General features: G+C 58.5%; 10 protein-coding genes and 1 pseudogene. 1 reads left to right on the plus strand and 10 read right to left on the minus strand.

The annotated features are described in order from the left end of the window. The 9 genes from dpdJ to QTI66_RS36060 form a co-directional block, all read right to left on the minus strand. Complete coding sequence (gene dpdJ / locus QTI66_RS36020; protein ID WP_286565170.1) at positions 1 to 4,530, minus strand: protein DpdJ; 4,530 nt, start codon at positions 4,528 to 4,530, stop codon at positions 1 to 3. Continuing rightward, positions 4,500 to 5,246 carry a hypothetical protein gene (locus QTI66_RS36025; RefSeq protein ID WP_286565171.1) on the minus strand — a complete coding sequence of 249 codons (747 nt, stop codon included), beginning with the start codon at positions 5,244 to 5,246 and terminating at the stop codon, positions 4,500 to 4,502. The genes dpdJ and QTI66_RS36025 overlap by 31 nt, the downstream gene beginning before the upstream one ends. Further along, on the minus strand, positions 5,182 to 8,187 hold the full coding sequence (locus QTI66_RS36030; RefSeq protein WP_286565172.1) for a hypothetical protein: 3,006 nt from the start codon (positions 8,185 to 8,187) through the stop codon (positions 5,182 to 5,184). Before QTI66_RS36030 ends, QTI66_RS36025 begins: the two co-directional genes overlap by 65 nt. A 62-nt stretch (positions 8,188 to 8,249) precedes the next feature. Beyond that, positions 8,250 to 9,137: a hypothetical protein gene (locus QTI66_RS36035; RefSeq protein WP_286565173.1), complete on the minus strand. Its 888-nt coding sequence runs from the start codon at positions 9,135 to 9,137 to the stop codon at positions 8,250 to 8,252. Further along, positions 9,137 to 11,599 carry a DEAD/DEAH box helicase gene (locus QTI66_RS36040; RefSeq protein WP_286565174.1) on the minus strand — a complete coding sequence of 821 codons (2,463 nt, stop codon included), beginning with the start codon at positions 11,597 to 11,599 and terminating at the stop codon, positions 9,137 to 9,139. Before QTI66_RS36040 ends, QTI66_RS36035 begins: the two co-directional genes overlap by 1 nt. 2 nt (positions 11,600 to 11,601) lie before the next feature. Continuing rightward, positions 11,602 to 14,817 carry an SNF2-related protein gene (locus QTI66_RS36045; RefSeq protein ID WP_286565175.1) on the minus strand — a complete coding sequence of 1,072 codons (3,216 nt, stop codon included), beginning with the start codon at positions 14,815 to 14,817 and terminating at the stop codon, positions 11,602 to 11,604. A 593-nt stretch (positions 14,818 to 15,410) separates the two neighbouring features. Further along, positions 15,411 to 15,581, minus strand: a complete 171-nt coding sequence (locus QTI66_RS36050) for a hypothetical protein (protein WP_286565176.1) — start codon at positions 15,579 to 15,581, stop codon at positions 15,411 to 15,413. Positions 15,582 to 15,737: 156 nt separating this feature from the next. Then, a complete protein-coding gene (locus tag QTI66_RS36055; RefSeq protein ID WP_286565177.1) occupies positions 15,738 to 16,160 on the minus strand; it encodes a hypothetical protein in 423 nt (140 codons plus the stop codon). A gap of 138 nt (positions 16,161 to 16,298) precedes the next feature. Further along, positions 16,299 to 16,673 carry a hypothetical protein gene (locus QTI66_RS36060; RefSeq protein ID WP_286565193.1) on the minus strand — a complete coding sequence of 125 codons (375 nt, stop codon included), beginning with the start codon at positions 16,671 to 16,673 and terminating at the stop codon, positions 16,299 to 16,301. A 4-nt stretch (positions 16,674 to 16,677) separates the two neighbouring features. Between QTI66_RS36060 and QTI66_RS36065 the strand changes: the two are divergent. After that, positions 16,678 to 16,890: pseudogene (locus QTI66_RS36065) on the plus strand (IS6 family transposase); the annotation flags it as partial. On the opposite strand, the gene QTI66_RS36070 reads toward QTI66_RS36065, so the two are convergent. Further along, the gene (locus QTI66_RS36070) at positions 16,877 to 17,503 is read right to left on the minus strand and encodes a transposase (RefSeq protein ID WP_286565191.1); all 627 of its coding nucleotides are present in this window, start codon (positions 17,501 to 17,503) and stop codon (positions 16,877 to 16,879) included. The pseudogene QTI66_RS36065 and the gene QTI66_RS36070 overlap by 14 nt on opposite strands. Between the last annotated feature and the right edge of the window lie 999 nt (positions 17,504 to 18,502).

The raw sequence follows: 18,502 nt of genomic DNA on the forward strand, positions 1-18,502 counted from the left end.
TCAGGTCAACTCCATGTCATCCACTCTGATCTGGGTCTCCCAGCCCTCCGACACGCGCGTCACAGCAATGATTCGAAAACTGGCGAGAGCAAAGCCACGGTCATACTGCCTGGCGAGGCGAACAACGAGCGCTGCAGCTACCTGGTCGCGCTTCGCGTCTGAATAGTGAAGCCGAATTCTCGCTCCGGATACGAGCGCATTGTCGAGCACGCCCAGCCAGCCATCTTCCTTGTCGACAGAGATGGCAATGTCGGCACCCATCAAATTCAACCACTGCCGGGCAATGCGACGCGAAGGAACGAGCCCGTGCAACTCCTTACCAGTGCCAAGACACTCAGGACACGAATCCCTACACGGTTCCAGTGTCAGTCTGGTCACTGACTGCGTGAGTTGCGCATCGCTGGCCAGTTGGCCGTGCATTGCCTGCAGCGTATTCAGCATCAGGCGACGGCGTTTCGACGAGGACACTGTCCAGTAGGCCCAAACCCGAGAATCAACAGCGAGGTTGAGTCGATTCATCGCCTGAAAACGACCTGTCGTCAGCCTTCGAATCCAGCGATCCGTCGCAGAGGTAGATCCAGGCATCAGAGCCTTGCCCACCAACGCCGTGACCGCTTCCTTGTCTGCATCACAACCGCCATCAAGCAGACTATCCGTCAATTCTGTCCGCGCGGACTGCAGTTCAGAATACGATGCAGCCCCTCGAACGGCCTGAAATGCCCGGCGTAAATGCGAGTCTTCACGGCGAACCTGTCCAAGAGCCTTGAGCGTATTGTCCGCAATGCGCTCGCCTCTGCAATGCGTCAGTGCCGACTCGATGGCGGTATCGAAGAGAGCTGCGTCATTGCTGGCCTCGACAATAAGTCGATCGATAATGCCAACACCGCCAGCGTCCGCTTCAAGAATGAAAATCGAGGTCCTTTCTGCTTCTTCGAGCACCTCGACACTAAAGTCACTTTCAGGGACTTCTGGCAAGAGGGATTGAACCGCACTTTCAATCGATGCACGCAAGGTCTCCAGAAAGATCTTGCGAACCCAGGTTCGCCAATTGTCATCGGGATCCCTCCACAGACATGTCACCAGGCGATCCATCTCCAAGGCGATCGACGCGCTCGCCCAAAGCGCCGCAACATCCTTGACCCCTCGGCTTTCTGAATGGCCTTCATCATCGGCCTCATTGGCGAGAACCGACTGCATCACCTTGACTGCGGCCGCGGCCTTGCTGGGGATGAGATTCCAGGCTGCCTCAAGACCCAATTGATTCTTCAATGCCGTCGCCACGATCATGCCGAGCGCGCTCGTTACCAACTGGTTGATGCCAAATACAGATGCTTCGTCGCGCAGGAGGTCCGACTGCATGGCGAGGTAGCGAAGATAGATTGGCTTGAGCGCTGCCAGCACCTCCGGGGTTAAATCAGGTATCCGTTGAATGACATCATTTCGCAAGCGCAGTTCGATGCCGTCTACCGCGCGTACAAAGCCGACCGCAGCTTCGCGCCGTTTTTCATCTGACGCGGGCGAAGCAATCGTCAGTTGGCCTCGCTTCACTCGGCTCTGATCCTGCAGGATCTCATACCGTGCGCCGCTCGCATATCGATACACGCGAAGCCATGATCTTTCGCGGTGCAACCACGTCGCCCCGTCTTCGATGAAAGAGCGCGCCAGAGGGCCGGTGTGCAACGCCAGAAGGCCGGGAGCTCCCGTGCGTTCGATACGCAAGTGCCAGTTCCATTCAGCGTTGCTGCTCTTCTTGACATCGTCCGGGACGTCAACGAGTTTGAGGCACGTCGGTTGGTAGATCGTCAGGTTCGGGAGGTCCCGGTTTTCGGTGAATTCTGCAAGCAGTTGCTCGACCGGTACCTCTACCGCAGATGCGGCCTCAAGCAATGCAGGGGACCATGAGAGCCACTTCGAATTTTCGCTTTTTTCAACGGCATACCTTCTCGAGACACGCCCAGGAACGCACTCTCGCAACGCCCTGCGGGCGTCCATGGACTGAGGAACGTCATTGCCTTCCACATACAACTCGACGTCTTGAGCGTCCAGGACGGCCCAAGTGCGCTCTGGAAGGAATTGCGGAAGAAGACGCTTTCCGTTGAAGCGCGGGACAGCATCGGGATCACCTTCCAGGAAGTTCCAGAGCACGGGCACGACATGACGAAGAACAGCGCGGGGCGGTTTCCAGAGGATGTCTTGGGCCATCGCCTCCGGGTCCGTCAAGCGCACACCGCCTTGCGCGTGGCGAAACCAGTTCGCCAGGTCCCTGGTGAGTTCATCCCTTTGGGTCGCATCTGAAACCAGACCACGAACCACACGTGTAGCTTCAGGGTCGAAATAGTCGCGGCGTCCGAGGTAGAGACTGGGTACACCTTGCCCGACTCGCTTTGCAATCCAGTCTACGAGGAACCAAGTGGCCTGTATCCGAAGCACATAGGGATTGAAAACTGGCAGCGACAACCTTTCAAGGCTCGGAGAGAACAGGCGTTCGCTATCCCGGAAAGCCCAGCGATCACGGCCATGGTCAGAAAGGACAACAACTGTCCACGGGCGCATTCCCTTTCGTCGACCGGCTCGCCCCTTGCGCTGCAAGAACGAGGCGGCACTGCGAGGCGCCTTGTGCTGGACGACCATTCCGACCTCGTCATCATCGAATCCCACCTCGAGTGCACTGGTCGCGAGCACAACGTCGGCCCTGGCATCAACGCCCGGATCCTGACTGCTGGTCCTTGTGACGCGAAGCGGGGCCCCGCGAAGATTGTGACCCAACTCCTCGCTAAGGCGCCATGCCTGGCCGGCGATCCAGCGTCTCTCATCGTCGGGCGACTTCGCGCGCAACTTGGCGAGTTTCTTCTTCTGCTCCGCGTCGCAGAAGTCCGGGAGCCATCGGTTCACGACGTCCAGGTTGTCCGTGAACCCAAACAACTTCTTGCCAAAGAAATGGCCGGCGTCCGACCCCCCCGGGTGGGCCAACACCGATGATCGCGGCGTCAGGATTCGCGCTCCAAGCATCACGCTTTGAATGGATGTCGCAAGGACGCCAGCACCACTTGCAGGATGCGATTTCAATACGACGTTGTATTCATGTCCTTCGGTAGTCAACTCACCCCGTGAGGGGTCCGGACAGATCTCTTCAATGTTGCTCTCGGGTACACCAGTGAGGGTAGCGAGATGGGAGGCCGCATCCTGAAGAGTGGCCGACAAGCCGACCACGTGTACCGACGAGCCATTCCTGCGTTGACCGCTCGTCCAGTATGACAACCGACGCAAGATCCACGGGACCTGCGCGCCAGTCAATCCCTCGTAGGTATGGATCTCGTCGAGCAGAATCAGACGCAGTGCAGATCGCCCTGTGCCAAATCCGAGCACGTTGCGTCCCATCTCGGCGGACAACTCCTTGTTGATCATCTCGATGGACGTCAGAAGAACGTCCGGTGGCTTTCTGCTGAGATCCTCACGGGTCAATACAACGACGCCATCAGGGACGGCGATCTTGTTCGGCTCGCCCGCCAGGCGAAGCGTTGTCCGGCCGGCCCGCCGATCGGCATCAAGCCACACCAGCGGTTGTCTCGTTTCTGGATCGCGAAGGTGCGGCACGATGTGCCCTTCGACACCTCGTGCACGATCCCACATTTCCAACGCCCATCGATTCCGGCCATCGCCTTCGAAGTTGGCATTGAGCGGCACATCACCGACCATCGCGCCTATTCGTATGGGTCGACCGAGCGCGGCCTCGAACAAGCGGTTCACAACCATTGCTTGATGCGTCGCTTCCGAGAATTGATCTTCCAGCAAGACGTTACGCGGATAGATGGCAAGCACCTTGGTGCTCGGATCGACGCGCTCTGCGATCTCTGCGGCAATACCCATGAGGGCAGGGATATAGAACGCCTTTGTTTTGCCACCGCCCGTTCCTGCGGTCACGACCGTGCCGGTGGCCTTTCCCGCGTGACGAAAGTGACCAAGGATTCGCTGTGCCGCACGAATCTGGAAGCCCGCAAGCGCGAGTGGACGGTCAGATTCCGTTGCGCAGAGCGCTCGAAGGACCTCGCGCTGCACACGCGCATGCCACGCGTTCGACTCGAGGGCCTCCCACGCAGATTCAAAGCCGATCTCCCGCACAGGAAACCGTCGCGGTGCCAAGTGAAATCGTGCTTCTGAAACCAACTCTGGAGCGACCGCCCAGTCATCCTCACGGAAGCGCTGGCGAAGGCGAACGAAGAGACGCGCTGACTCTGCAAACCTGGATCGATAGGTCGAAGGGTATCCATTGCCTACGCGCTGCAGCAAGCCTGCCGAAGCCAAATCATCAACAAACAGGGCCTCTGCGCCTGCACCAGCCAAATCCGAAAATGCCGATCCGTATTCCGGATGCGACAAAAACAGCGCCGCAATCTCATCGGCCGTGTGGACGCCGTCGAAGAAGCCCCACTCCATGATCTGGACTTCTTCCCGCTCAAGGCGAGTCAAGAGTTCTCCGATGACGGTATTTCGATCCATTTTCAGACCAGCTTCACCCGCAGGGATTGCCATAACGTCGGATGGGCATTGAGGTACTCACGGACTTCCGGGCTCTCCAACGCTCGAGGGTCTCCCTGTCCCTTCATGGAATCCATCAGGAAATCCGCTACTGGCCCTTCCATTTGAAGCGATTCGATACTTGTTTTCAAGGCAAGCCGGGTTTCCCGGATCGAGCGCATGGCCTCAGCCGTCACTGGCGGGCTGATGGCGACTGCTTTCAATCGATCCAGAATACCGTCGAGTTTGCGATGAGCGTCCGGATCGAAGCGCTCGGCAAGCGCAAGAAAGGTCTCCCCCCGCTCCTGGTCCGCCCGACAGGTTTCCGACCATGTCTGATGCACCTCACCGATCAAGCCCTTTGCGGCATCGGCAATGGGTTGCAGTTGTTTACTCAGTTCGGCGGTGGCAGGCGCGTCCGATTTGAGCAACTTCCGGAGGTCCTGGACGCGACGCTGAACAAGAAAAAGCCTCCTTTGCTGCACGTCAATCAGCAGATCCGGTTGGCCTACGGAGATTCGAAGACCGTCGGCCTGACTTTTCGCATCCCGCAACGATTGCAGGCTTTTCTGCAATTGCTCCCTGATCCCCTTGTACTGATTCAACTGCTTGCTCAGGGACTCTTGAATCGGGAGACCTTTGATCTGGGATGCCAGGAGCACGAGTTCATTTTTCATCGGTTTCATGCCCATCGCTCGCATCAGGTCCGGCACGCTCGGTACTTTCTGCATGAATGTCTTCGAGCGCCTTGATCGCACCAGCCAGTTCCAGTTTGACGTCCTCCTCGGTGACAACGTCATGTTTGGCGACCAAAGCATCGCGAAGTCGCTGCATCGCCCCATCAACACTTGAAATAAGCGCGACCAACTCAATGGTGTCGCGGGGATGTATTGAAAGGATGCCTTCTGGACCCTTTTCCAGTCCCTCCTCTGCACCCTTCAGAATGCCGCAGTGTTGCGTTAGCACAGCGGGTGTAAAGCTCGCAATTTTCGCTTCAAGTTCGTTATTGCCGAGGGACTGGTGGGTCTCCATGCAGGCCTTCCTTACGTCTCGCGCACTTTGAAGAAACTCGGCCAAGCCTTCGTGCAGTGGCTCCCCAGCAATCGCCCAGCGCCGAAAAATCGAGCGAAGTTCATTCAACCTGGCCGTCAAGGCACCGTGCTCTCCAACGAGCGCGTCTCCCAGACCGTGCCAGCGCGAGGCCTCCAGGGGTTTGATTTCCGGAAAGTCATTGGCCGCTCGATCGCCTTCAAGTCGGGGCAGGTACAAGCCATCCGTATCCCGCCCAAGGTATTCGATGATCGGCCGCGGATCAATGTAGTTGACTTGGCCCCCTTGCCCCTGTGGCACGTACAACTCCTCAAGCAGGAACCTCCGCACCTTGTCCACCCGCACGGGCAAATCGTCCCCGAGAAGTTGCATCTCTTTGCTCAGCGACACACCTCTCGCGGGCGTAAAAGTTGTCAGCAACTGCAGGGCAGAACTCGTGTCAGAAGGAAGGTCCTTTCTTTCACTGAACCTGTATGCGATCTTGAGAAATCGGACCGCAATTTCCAATGCGACGCCGCGATCCGTCGTTTCGACATCGTAGGCTGCCGCAAGTCGGGTCGTGTTATCGCTCAACCATCGCCCATATCGACGCCGCGCTGCCTCGCCACCGGCAAAATTCCAAGTGGAATTTCCAAGATACGTGAAAGCCGTCAAATCCTGAAGAAACTCATACGTAGAGGCACTGCGTGCAAAGAAGAACTTGGCCTTGCCCGTCGCTCCTACGGTCGGTCTCGCGACCATCCCCTCGATCTCTACCTGGGCCGCAGTGACAGTTCCAGTTTTCCCACGTACCCGATGCGACGGATTCCGGAACTCTTCCAGGGGCAAAGAGAACCTGATGGCTTTGACGAGCATTCCACGGAATTCCGCGTCCTGCTTCAAGGGTTGATCTTGCTGAAACCAGGCGGCGAGACGCGCAGTGGCATTGGTATACGGCGGTGGCGGTGGTGGTGGCGGCGGTGGCGGTGGCGGTGGCAGTGGCGTAGCGCCCGTCGGTTCATGACCCACTTCGGGCCCATCAGTTCTACCATGTGGCTGCTCACGCTCCTCGAGTCTGGCACTGAACTTGGGATGACCAAACCACGGCAACATGGGTGACAACGCCGGCGCACTTGCGCGCAAAGACTGCTTGCCCGTCCAGTAGTACGACAAATAGGAAAGTCGATAGCGCTGGTTTTCGTTCCAGCCCTGCAACATTCGGTCCTGCTCTGCAGCGAGGTCTGTCGGTGGCACCGGTTGGACGCCCAAACCAACTGTCGCCCCATTGTCCGCAAATGATGTTGCCGCTGATCCGAGGAGGACACGAACGACGTGCTGCAAAAGCGATCGCGGCGTTTTCAATGTTGAGGTACCGGGGTCGAGTCCGTCCAGCAACCTTGCCGCCGCACCCGGCGCCAAGGGATACAGCCCAATCTGGACGCCATCGAGGTCCGCAGACCCGAACGCTTTGAAACAATCGGATTGAATCGGGCAACTGTCGCAAGCAGATCGCCTCTGATTGCCATGGTCTCGAACATCCTGCGCGAGGTCGGATGTCGCACTCGCCCCCGCCCTTATGGCGTTGAGATATCGCGCAACAAATCGATCCGACGCATGGGTGTTTTGGATGCCCAGATCAATGCTGCTGGAACGCGTGAGTTCAAGTACACGATCGACCCGCCCTTTGATGTTGTCGGGCAGCCTGCCAAACGCGGAACCCGTCATCCCCAGTACGCTGATCAATGGGCACAGTGTCGCGTCATTTTGTGGTTCCAGCGCATTGACAAGCTCTTCGTCAAGAACAGACATTGTGGAAACATCTTCCACAAACAGGGCCAACGACTGACCGCGCTGACGCATCTCTGAACGAATGCCGCGAAAGACCTCATGAAGCGTCTGGCCGCGCAACCCGGTCATCGACGCGATGGCCGCTCTTAGATGCTGGTTTGCTTCGACCGCGGCAGCTTCCCGGGCTCGTAAATCATCCTCCAGCAGGTCCTTTAACCGGAACGCAGTGCGCGCTGTAGGAGGAAAATCAAAGTCTTGACTGTCAAAGGGCGGCAACGATTCTCGTGCCGCGCTGTCGCTCTCACTAACCAGTCGCTGGATGTTCCTGTCGATGGCGCCACCTTCGCGGCATAGCCAATCAATCGCACCGTTGTCGTTGAAGACCTCATGCAGGTACTTCAGCCTTGGCGGTGCCTGTTCACGTCCACTGTACAGCGCTTGGTACATCTCTTTGTAGAGTCGGCGAGCCGCCTCGTCGCCGGAGACCTGCGATATTGCAGACTGGATGTTGGCGAGGTATTGGCGGTAGTCCGGAAGTTGATCTACCAGTTGCTGGAGTGCATCCTTCAAGCTCCCCGATCGTCTTCGGACCAGAACCGCGCGCAAACCGGTTCGGGCACCGCTTGAGAGTGCGTCATCAAAACGCAACTTCAGCCAGTTGATCAGTTGCGACTTGCCCGCCCCTGGTTCACCCTGCACGACCACCAGGGTCTCGAGCTTTCTTGCGGCGTACAAATCCTCAAAGAGTTCGCGCTCGGTTATCGATCCTCGTACATCCTGGCAAACAATGGGGGAGTGAGTGGCAAGAAACCAGTCCACCGACTCAACGCCGACACGCGCGATTGGCGACAGCATCTCCTCAGCGTAGGCGACGTTCCAGCACGGATCGCCGGCACTTTTGGGAGGGTGTACCGGCCTCACGCACGCTCCTTCGCGGTGGTCAGAAACTCAACCTTGTCGAAGCGGTTTGACTGCTCCCCCGGGATTACTCCGACGCCACCCAGTTCAAGGCTCCACCCCAGGCTGTCAGCAGGGCAATGCAGGCGCACTTGCCCTTCATCGTGAAGACGCCAAAGTGCTGTAGCAAGGGCGCGTGTGCACTTGCGTGCGGCAGACGTACGCCAGTTCGGGTGCATTTCACAGTAATGCACCCCGCCGTCCAGTTCCGGGCAAGCGGTCGCCAGGCGATTCATGAACTCTGAACTGTCCAGAGGCGGAGGCTTCCTCTCCGGCCAAATGGAGGTCAACGCTCGACGCAGGCGAATCGAGGGATCAGGAACAAAGGAATCGCTCGGATCAATCCACCCCATTCCTGCGTAAACGTACCAGCGCATCAACGCCCGAAATTTGTCGGCATTCATCTGGTTGTCTCTAGGAACTGTCGAAGGGATGGCGGACATGAATCGAAGTGCCCAGTCTCCCTGGGAATCAGAACTCTGCGAAGCAACATCTTCCTGCTGTCCGATGAGGAACGCATAGAACCGGCCCGCCCAAGGCTCAACCTCCGAGTTCGCCAATGCAATTCGATCGAACGCATCGAGGATCATTTCACGCGCGCGATGCTCGCCTCGAACCTGATAGCTCAGGCGGATGTTCTGCGCGTCGTCGAGACGAACCAACATAAGTTCCTGTGCTGCCCGGAAATGCAAGTCCACTTGCTGGCTGCCTGATTTGATGCCCATGAGCCCCTGCGGTTGAATCAACGTTCTGACGGTTGCGCGATCGACCTTCCGGTCTCGCATTGCATACAGCACGTCGAGGAGCACCTCCAACTGGGCAGGTATGGTGGGATTGTCAGTAAACATTAGGGACTCTCCGTGCGCCGCGCCAGTTGCCTGGCTTCGGCCAACCAGTGATTGAGGCCTTCCGGCCCCGGAAATGGGCGCGATGCGTAATCGTGCATGAACGCCCAGCGCCCTGGCACCGATTCAATTGGCGCGCCAAGTGCCAGATGTGCGACCCAGCGTCCACGACGGTTGAGGGAGGCTGCGGCGACGTCATCGATCGTGTCGAGATGAAAGACGACGACTGACTCTTCTGGTGACAACGATGCATCGTCGATATCTCCAAGTTCGTCGAGGCGGTAAAAGATTCCGCTGCGGTCGTCTGCGCGATCGAGAAGGTCGCGCACGATGGATCGATTCGAAGCAATGACAGCAAAACGACGTGCAATGCCCGAACGCAAAACATGACGAATGACCTGCGCGACTTTTCCAAACCCAGTCGTTTCATGAATACTTGGCGCCTGGACCACAAAGACGCGTGGCCCAGTCATCCTGGCCTCCGTCATGAGCGACAGTTCAGTCCCATGTTGCGGTACGACATGATGATTTCTACATTGAAAACAAGATCCACACGCGCGCACAGTGTCTTGCCCATAGTGATCACGCAGTTGGCGACAAACCGGCCGCGCCCGTTGGAAGTAGCCAGTCAGAAGTTCAAGTGACTGATTGATACTGTGAACTTCTCTGTCACGCTGTTTGCCAAGCAGCTTCGCAACGTTTTGCTGCAGCTCAATCGTGGCGACAAGCGATTCGACGATCGCATACTCGGCAGGATCCATGTCGCCCAATCGCTCTTCCCGCTCAACCGCCACGATTCGAATCAGACGAGCGCGCTCCATCAGAAGCAACAGTCGCTTGTTCCAGCGAGCGTTCTCCCTGTAGCTACGAATCCCAAGCCGATAGTCGGGTTGAGCGTCCGTCTGGATGCGAAAGAGACCCGTGTCACCGTGGATGGAACGTGTCATCCACATTGCGCGCCAGCGCCCGTTGACTTTGTCCTCGTCACGCAAAAGCGTCGGACCCATCGTTCCCGCAACACGCCTGTCTCGCCACGTTGGCATCAGCAGAGAAGCCGTCCGCGCCCCGTCGCGTCCACCGCGACCTACTTCCTGATAGAAGCGATCAATTCCCTCGGGATAGCAGGCATGGACCACAGCGCGCACGTCCGGTTTGTCGACGCCCATCCCAAACGCTGACGTCGCGACAACGAGATCGAGTTCGTCCATGCGCCACTGCAGCATGAGAGTCTTGCGCTGACTCGGCCGTGTATCACCATGGAACGCCGCGAGACGCCTGTATCCCCTGTCTCGAAGGAGAGTCACCCAGGTTTCGGCATCTACCTTTTCAGTGAGGTAAAGGATCGCCGGTCGCGCCAGATGGCGCAGAGCCTCTTCAACGTACTCAATCTTTTGCTCCTCGGTCAGCCAATCCCTGGGAGCAAAGTAGTGAATTTCAGGACGCAGTCTTTGGTAAATCCGCTCATCCCAGTGGTCACCGTCTGATGTGAAGAGATTCCGTAGCATCTTGGGCGCACCAGGCGTGAATGTCGCCGAAAGCAGCAACAAGCGGATGCCTTCTGGTGCATCCCGACGCCATTGCCGGAGCAGCGACCCCAACAATTGAAATTCGATGCGAAAGTCCGCCCCCCATGACTCCACAATATGGGCTTCATCAATCACGACCCGTTTGAGCCAACCGTCGGACGCCCGTTGCTCCAGAATTGGTCTCAGCCGTCCTGCGACGACGGCCTCCGGGGAGGCAATCAACAACCGGCACTGATTGGACTTGATCGCGTCAATGACGCCATCAGCGTCTTGTTCGGGCGTATAGAAGCAGGGCCGCACGTGTTTTGCAATTGGCAGCGCCTTGACTGCTTCCAACTGATCAATACCCAAAGCGACGGTCGGCACCACCAGAAGGGTCAATCCCGTCTCGAACGCTGCGCAGACCTGATAGACAAAGCTCTTGCCGCCGCCCGTGGGTAGCCCGATCAGCAAAGTCGAATTTTCTGCCCCGGTCAGCGCGCACCACGTGGCATCCCGCTGTGCCCGGGATTTCCAGTGACGCTTGCCTAGCCGCTCTAGTAGCCAGGGCTCGCCCTGCAAGGGACGATCCAGCGGCACAGGTTCAGATGCAGGCATGTCGAGCGCCATGGCACCCGCATCAACCAGCCAGGATGGTTGATAACGCTCCACATTAACTGTCCCATCAAGGTCCTGTCGAACGCCAACCCGTGAAAGCAACGCCAGCATGAAATCCGGCAGTTGAGGGACGACAAGTCGCTGCGTCCCACCAAATTGCCGCAGGCATTGTCGGAGGAGGACGGCCTGGTCCAGACCAAAGTCCTGGTTCGCCATCGATCTTGCGAGTCGACGCATCCCATGATGGATCGTCCAGGTCTCGTGCTGATCAGCACTTTCATCAAACCAGGCTGGAACGGTCCGGTGCTGAAGAACGTGCTCCAAAAATCGTGCGGTGATCATGGCTATCTGTCAGGCACGACGATGATGCCGATGGAGTCAAGAGCCACCGTAGCCGATTTGACCGCGGCAACCGAAGCCAGCAGCGACTTTTCATAGTCGGGTGTCTCGTCATGCCGGGTGCGTGCTACAAGCGACAGTTCTGCTCGCATACGCTCGCAAAACTCCTCGTCATCGGCCCCGTATCGCGCAAGGTACAACAGGCGCGCCCTAGCCTCGGAAGCATTGATCAACCGGGGAATCAATGTGCCCCACTCCTCAAGATACGGCTCCAGCGCTTCGAGCATGGGTTCTCGCTGAAGATCACTGATTCCCGCAGTTTCTTCGGACAACAGTTCCGCGATTTCGCTCACCGCGATGTCACTCAGACATTCACCGGAAGCAATATCGAGAGCGACACGAAGATGTCGGTCCTGAAGGTGACGAATGGCGCCATCGATTGTTTCATCGCTAGCCTCCTCGCCTCCAGTCGCGCAACGCCATCCCACCAGAATGTACTGACCGGCTGCAAGCTTCGACGAAGTCACCTTCGCAACAAAGGTGCGGCCTCGAATATGTCTCTTGCAGGCATCCCTTAGCCCATCAATCAGTGGGTGTCCAATTGAAAAAAAGTCGAGGTCCGGTCGCTCTCGAGCGACGGACCTTGCGAATGTTCCGTATTTCTCTTGCAGCGGGTTGTCACCGCGACGCTCCAGGCCCACCAACTGAAAGTCAGCGACGTCTTCGGGCCGAAAACGCCACAGCCTCAGATTCGGGTCCTTGGTGTCCGTTACCTGACGAGCCGCGTCCGACCGCGCGATGGTGCGGAAGTAACTCGGGACCGCTTTTTCCAGTTGGCTGTCAGCGGACGATTCGATCGCATGCAGGTATTTGATCGACGACCGAAAAGACGCTGCGTCTGTAAGCGCATCGGCATCGTCCGACGCGCGCTCGCGCTCACACTCATCACGAATCGTGGCAGTCAGTTCAACAAGCGATTGGCTGCCATGTTCCAGCGCCGATTCAATGATTCTGCGTTCGGACTGGCGCAGCATGAACTCCAGGCCGCTGATTGATTTGGTAAAGACCCCAAATCCGCCTTCGAGGCATTCAAACCAGTCGGCTTCGACGGTGTCCGAAGGAGATAACACAATCGAATGAACGGGCCGGTCCCGTCCGATTCTGTCAAGACGACCGATACGCTGCTCGACCGCAGACACGGACCAGGGCAGATCAAAGTGGACGATGGCGTCCGCGAACTGGAAATTTCTGCCTTCACCCCCGGACTCATCCGACACGAGGATCCAGCATGCGGCGTCCCGCCGAAAACGGGTGACCTGCCGCTCCTTCCAATCGTCTTCCTGGTCATGAAAGAAGGTGGCGATTGCAGCCTTTCCATGCTGTGACGCGAGCATGTCTGCAACAAATTCGGCCGTCCCATAAGTTCCCACAAAAACGATCACCTTCTTGGCGCCGCCTTCTCGCAGTTGCGCAACGCACTTGCGCAAGGCAAGGATACGTGGTTGCGCGCTGAGATCTATGGCGGCCACCAGGAGCGAATGCCAGCGTTCAAGCGCATTCTTGTCGACGTGAGGCCCCACCAATGACGCAATAGAGGCGATCACTTCGTCGTGCTCCTCGTAGTCATACGCAGCGTTTGCGTCCAGCAACTCGCCTTCTGGTGAATCGCTTTCGTCGTAGTAGCGCAGGGCTACCGCAATCTGGTACAACGCGGCCGGGTCGCACAGCGCCTGGGCGGTTTTCCTGAACAAGGTATGCAGTGCGACGCGATCGATTGGCGCCAGGCTGGCGGACTGCAGGACCTCCATTGCCAGTAGACCGATCTCTCGCTCAAGTTCACCAGCCTCGTAGCGAAATGCACTGATTGATCTTGCAACCGAAGAGAGCAATTCTTTGTCAACGAGGCGGGCGCGGCGGTTCTTGAGGATTCGCCGGCTGATTCGATACCTCGCGACAACCTGATCAATCAACTCCTCATAGCGACTGCGCACATCTTCAGGGGATGCGGCCTGTTCCGCGGCAATTCGCAGAGCCTCCAGGTCCTTGTCTTCATTGAGGATGTCACTGGCCAGCAGTCGTCGCGCGTCTTCGTGGAGAAACTCCATATCTTCATTACTGCTCTCGCTGAGATGCTGACTGACCATGCGCACCCGTCGCCCGATGACTCGTTGAGCGGCATAGAGTTCGGCAAATCGGTTGGCTACTGCGGTGCCTTCCTGATAGCGCGCCGGATCAATCAACCTGAGCAATCGCAAGAGTTCGGCTTCCCGCTCACGCGCGGGAATGGCGCTCAACAAAAGGAGTCGCGGTGAACGCGCTGCCAACTCGGCGATGAATTCGTACTGCGCCAGGTTCCATAGCAGGTGATGCGCCTCGTCAACGACCACCAGGTCCCAGGAATTTGCGAGGATGTCCTGCGCACGATCTCGCATTGCCACTTTGATCGATGAGATCACACAGTTCCAGGCTTGCAACTGGACCTTCTGCGAGTCATGGAGATCCAGCAAGCGAAAATCACGCCCGCCGAACGACATGTGCATCTCACAAAGCCATTGACGGGCCAAAGGGCCAGGGCAAAGGATAAGCACGCGGGCGTCAGGTCTGGAGGCAAGCAACTGATGAGCTATTGCGCCGGCTTCGACAGTCTTGCCGAGTCCAACCTCATCGGCGAGAACGTAACGCCAGATGGGGTCATTCACGACTGTCCCGACAACGAACGCCTGATGCGGCAAGAGCGCGACGCGACTTGCCGCAAGGGCACCAATGCCAGAGGACTCACGATGAAGCTGGCAAATGGCGCTAGTGAATGCTTCGCGGGACCGGTAGTGAGCAATCGAATCAGGTTGGAGGCTGACCGTTCGACTGAGCGGGGTCTCCACTAGGCTGTCTGGGATCGGCCAGAGTTCCCGCTCACCCAGTCTGGCGGTGTCGTCCGCAACTCCGTCGAACTGAACAACGTACTCATGCACGTGACTGGCGTCATTCACGCGAAAACTTGGCTGGATGACCGTGCATACTCCACGACCCTCAACCCGACACTTGAGGCCGACTGGTAGTGGCCGCCACCAGAAGTCGCGCTGCGCCGCCACCTGCGCGGCGGTATAGGTCACTTCCCGGTTGTTCCCGCAAAACCGAACGCGCACGCGCTGGCCGCTGTGATCCGTGATCTTGCAATAGCCGAACTCGCGACTGAAAAGGATAAGGCCCTGGAGGCTGCTCACTGCTGGCACCCCATCGAAACTTGAAAACCCTGAAACTTCGGCAATCTCGTACTGGCCGACTGAAGGCAGATATGTTGTCTGGCCACAATTAGGTGAACTTGAATGTGAATTCCCTCGACCGCCTGACGGCAAAGATTTATTTAGAGCGATCCGTCGGCAAGCCTTCCCGCAACAGACGCAGTCGTCCAATACAAAAGAGAAATGGATCCCTCTGCTTACTTCTTCAAATTCTAGACGTCGAAAGCGTCGCGGGCCCGGGTTCGGTGCCACAGCACGACGCGCGCCTGTTCTCGTGCAAAGGTTGCGGTTCGCAGTCTACCTCTCCTTCGCTTTCGCTGAAATCTGGAGTCGCTGCAATATGAAGGCTGTGCCTCCGGCAAGTCGCTGTCTTCTGGAATTGCGACCTTCGCTGTCGCCGCGGGCAACCGCCCTAATACAGCTCTCTTCTCCCAACGTCAAACCACAAATTGATGATGCATTGCGCCCAGACCGGATATTGATTTGTCTTTCAAGCCGACTGGGTGAGATCCCGTGTGAACTAGAGGACGGTCTGCGCGGGATCGCCGAAACGGATTCGCGGATTCGCCGCCGTGTCATTTCTTTTTCTGCTGGACTTCAATGAAGAGATCGGCGGCGCCATCCGCGACGCCCTTGAGAGGGTTGGCTTTGCAGTAGTTGTCCATCCACAGATACGCTTGATCGGCAGAAGTCAGGTTGTGCAGCGGGTCGTAACCTATCTTGTCGTCTGCCACAATGGCGTTCAAGCCGGACAAGAATCCGAGCAGCCAAGCCTTTGATGGACGCTTGGTAAACCACTCCCCGCAGTCGTACGTGCCGAAGTTCGTGAAAGCAGATAGATCCGTTGGACTGGCAGGCAAGCAGCGACGTAGCGACGAGGGTGCTTTTAACCGTGGCCCGATTCATTCGTCTTCGCCGGGTATCAACGTGCCGTTCAATGGTCCGCCGATGATCATTCCGCCGCCGCTGCCGGGTAGCAGGCTACCGTCAAGCGGACCACCGATGGCCATACCGCCTTTGCTGCCCGGCAGGATCGAACCGTCGAGCGGGCCGCCAACGACCATCCCGCCCGCTCTACCCGGCAACATCGTTCCGTTCATCGGGCCGCCCACCACCATGCCACCATCGCTGCCGGGCATCAAAGTGCCGTTGAGCGGGCCTCCTGCGATCATTCCGCCATTAGGGCCGGGCATAAGCGTGCCGTTTAGAGGGCCGCCGATGATCATCCCTTGGGCGAAGGATGACGCAGGTACGGCCAATGCAGAAGTCACGGACGCGGCTAGCGCGAGTTGGCGAAGCATTCGAAATGTTGGAATCAATTTCATCGTAGATCTTCAACTGGAACGTCTGCAGTTTCGGACGATTGGTCGTTGAGCATCCCCTCCTCAGAGGAGGGGGCTGACGGCCACCGTGTGAACTACTACCGCATTCGTAGCGATTTCCGAAGCGACTCGATGTCGCGGTCAATCAATGGTCTTGTGCACCACGCCGCTGACCTCTAAATGCGCCTGAAGTACGTCGAGCGCTGCGCCCAGCGCGGCTGCTTGGACCGAGGCGCCCTGCGGCGGCAAGTGCAGGTCCCGGATCAGAAGTTCGAGTTCGTTCGTGCCCGTCTCCACCACCTTGAAAAGTTGCGAGCCAGTGGGCGTTGCGGCGCCTTCGAAGAACGATTCCCAAAGAACACAATCGCGTTCGATGCGCAATCGCAACTCGGCTCGGCCGCAGGTGGGGATGCCGTCTCGGTTCTGTCGCAATAGCAATAAGCGAACGCTGGTACCCTGAAGGTTCGATGATGACAGGGGCAAGACGGTGATCGAAGCGCTAAGCAAGGTGATCAAGCGGATGCATTACCCGCTGGAGGTGATGCTGACCTGCGTGCGCTGGTACGCTGCTTACCCTTTGTACCATCGATGAACCGTGGCGTGGTCGACGGATGGGTGAGCGCGGCGTGCTCGGATCAAGATCCTGCCGGTGATGGCTGCGGCGTTTCGCCGACGAAAGCGTCCAGTGGGCGGGAGTTGGCGGATGGACGAAACTTACATCAAATCTCACGGTTGCAATTGACAAGAGGTTTCAGGTGTTCCCCTTCCTTGGAAGACGGTATTTGTTTGCCTGCGGGTTGATCTCGCCACGCTGCTACGAAGCGCCGGTACTCTTGCTCTGCCAACCCGAGCCATGCTCGTTCCTTGTCGCGCACGACTTGCAGGCTGTAGTCGCTTGCAGGACCGGGCTTGTTGCCACCGCGGCGTGACGCGTGCCCAGCTTTTAGCTCGAGGTTGCGCAGCTTCCATTGAAGGAGCGCCGGTCGCGTCCAGGCGTAGTCCTCGTTCTTCGTCAGCATGTGCCAGACCAGAACGGCAAGCTTCCTGGCTGTGGCGACGGCGGCGACCTGCTTGCCTCGCTTGAGGCTGATGCGCTGGCAGAAAGCGCTCAGCGGACCCGGCGCCGACGCCAGAGCCCAGGCTGCTTCGACCAGCATTCCGCGGGCATGCCCCCGGCCTCGGTGCGTGATGTGTCCGTGGTAGGCGGGGTGGTCGCCGGACTGGTGCACGCTCGGATTGAGCCCGAAGTAGCTCACGAGCTTCTCAGGACTGGAGAAGCGTTGGATGTCGCCGATGGCCGCCAGCACGCTGGCCGCCACGATCGAATTGACGCCCCCGATGGTCATAAGCCGCTTGACGTTCGGGTCATCGAGCGCGCGCTGCGCGAGGTCCTTGTCGATGTCCGCGAGCTCTGTTGCCAGGCGGTCCAGCTCGTGTCGCAAATGACGAGGCTGAAGAACCGGATCCAATCCATCCTTCACGCCAACCTGATCCCACGCGAAACAGGACGCATCTACAGCAAGAAGGGGCGTGCGCGCCTGGAAGAGTTGCCCCTGCCGCCGGACCAGAAGCGCGTGGCGCTGCGCCACCTTCGGACCTAGTCGCACGAGAATCTGAGCACGAAGCGTTCGTCCTTGCTCGACAGTTCAACCCTTTTGAAGGGATATTCATCTCCTTCAAAGGTGCGTGGCTCGTCGCCCTTCCAGACCTTATCTCCCGACTTGGCATAAATGTAGAAGATCGCGTTGCTCGACCTTACGGCACCGTCGTCGGTCGTCAGCGAAGCCTTTTCGGAAGGGTCGAACGTCCACCAACCGCCGGTCTGCCACGTGCCTGCTACGTCCTTGTATCGGACTAGCAGCCTCAGTTGTGCAGGACATTCGTTGGTAACGACCAGCCGTTGGCCGCCTGCACCACCATCGGCAGACCCAGCGGGTGGATCTGGAGGCCCGGGCAAAGTGGGCGGAGTCGATTGAATGGACGTCCCGCCGCTCGGATCTTGAGACGGAGGACTCCCCCCGCCACCTCCGCCGACTCCGGGGCCGCACTGAGCCTGTGCACCACAAGGATTGCCAGGCGACGGAGGACTTGATGGTCCGACGCCCGGCGCTGGCATTTGGGGTGCACCAGGGACAGTGCCTGTGGACCCTCGGGGGCCGCCACTTCCGCCCCCACTCCGCGCCCCGCTTGCTGCCCCGCCGCCTGCGGTGCCGCTGCTACCGCCGCCGCTGCTACTGCCGCCAAAGCCCCCTCCCCCGCCGCCCCCGAAACCTCCGCCGCCTCCTCCGCCGAATTGGGCAAGACATTGGGAGCAAAGGCAGATCACCGCGACCCCGTACAGCAAC

The organism is Variovorax brevis, assembly GCF_030317105.1.
Taxonomy (GTDB): domain Bacteria; phylum Pseudomonadota; class Gammaproteobacteria; order Burkholderiales; family Burkholderiaceae_C; genus Variovorax; species Variovorax brevis.

Excerpts from the sequence above, each read along its gene's own strand:
- dpdJ (WP_286565170.1), bottom strand. The coding sequence starts at position 4,530 with ATGGCAATCCCTGCGGGTGAAGCTGGTCTGAAAATGGATCGAAATACC.
- QTI66_RS36025 (WP_286565171.1), bottom strand. The coding sequence starts at position 5,246 with ATGCAGAAAGTACCGAGCGTGCCGGACCTGATGCGAGCGATGGGCATG.
- QTI66_RS36030 (WP_286565172.1), bottom strand. The coding sequence starts at position 8,187 with ATGCTGTCGCCAATCGCGCGTGTCGGCGTTGAGTCGGTGGACTGGTTT.
- QTI66_RS36035 (WP_286565173.1), bottom strand. The coding sequence starts at position 9,137 with ATGTTTACTGACAATCCCACCATACCTGCCCAGTTGGAGGTGCTCCTC.
- QTI66_RS36040 (WP_286565174.1), bottom strand. The coding sequence starts at position 11,599 with ATGATCACCGCACGATTTTTGGAGCACGTTCTTCAGCACCGGACCGTT.
- QTI66_RS36055 (WP_286565177.1), bottom strand. The coding sequence starts at position 16,160 with ATGAAATTGATTCCAACATTTCGAATGCTTCGCCAACTCGCGCTAGCC.
- QTI66_RS36070 (WP_286565191.1), bottom strand. The coding sequence starts at position 17,503 with ATGACCATCGGGGGCGTCAATTCGATCGTGGCGGCCAGCGTGCTGGCG.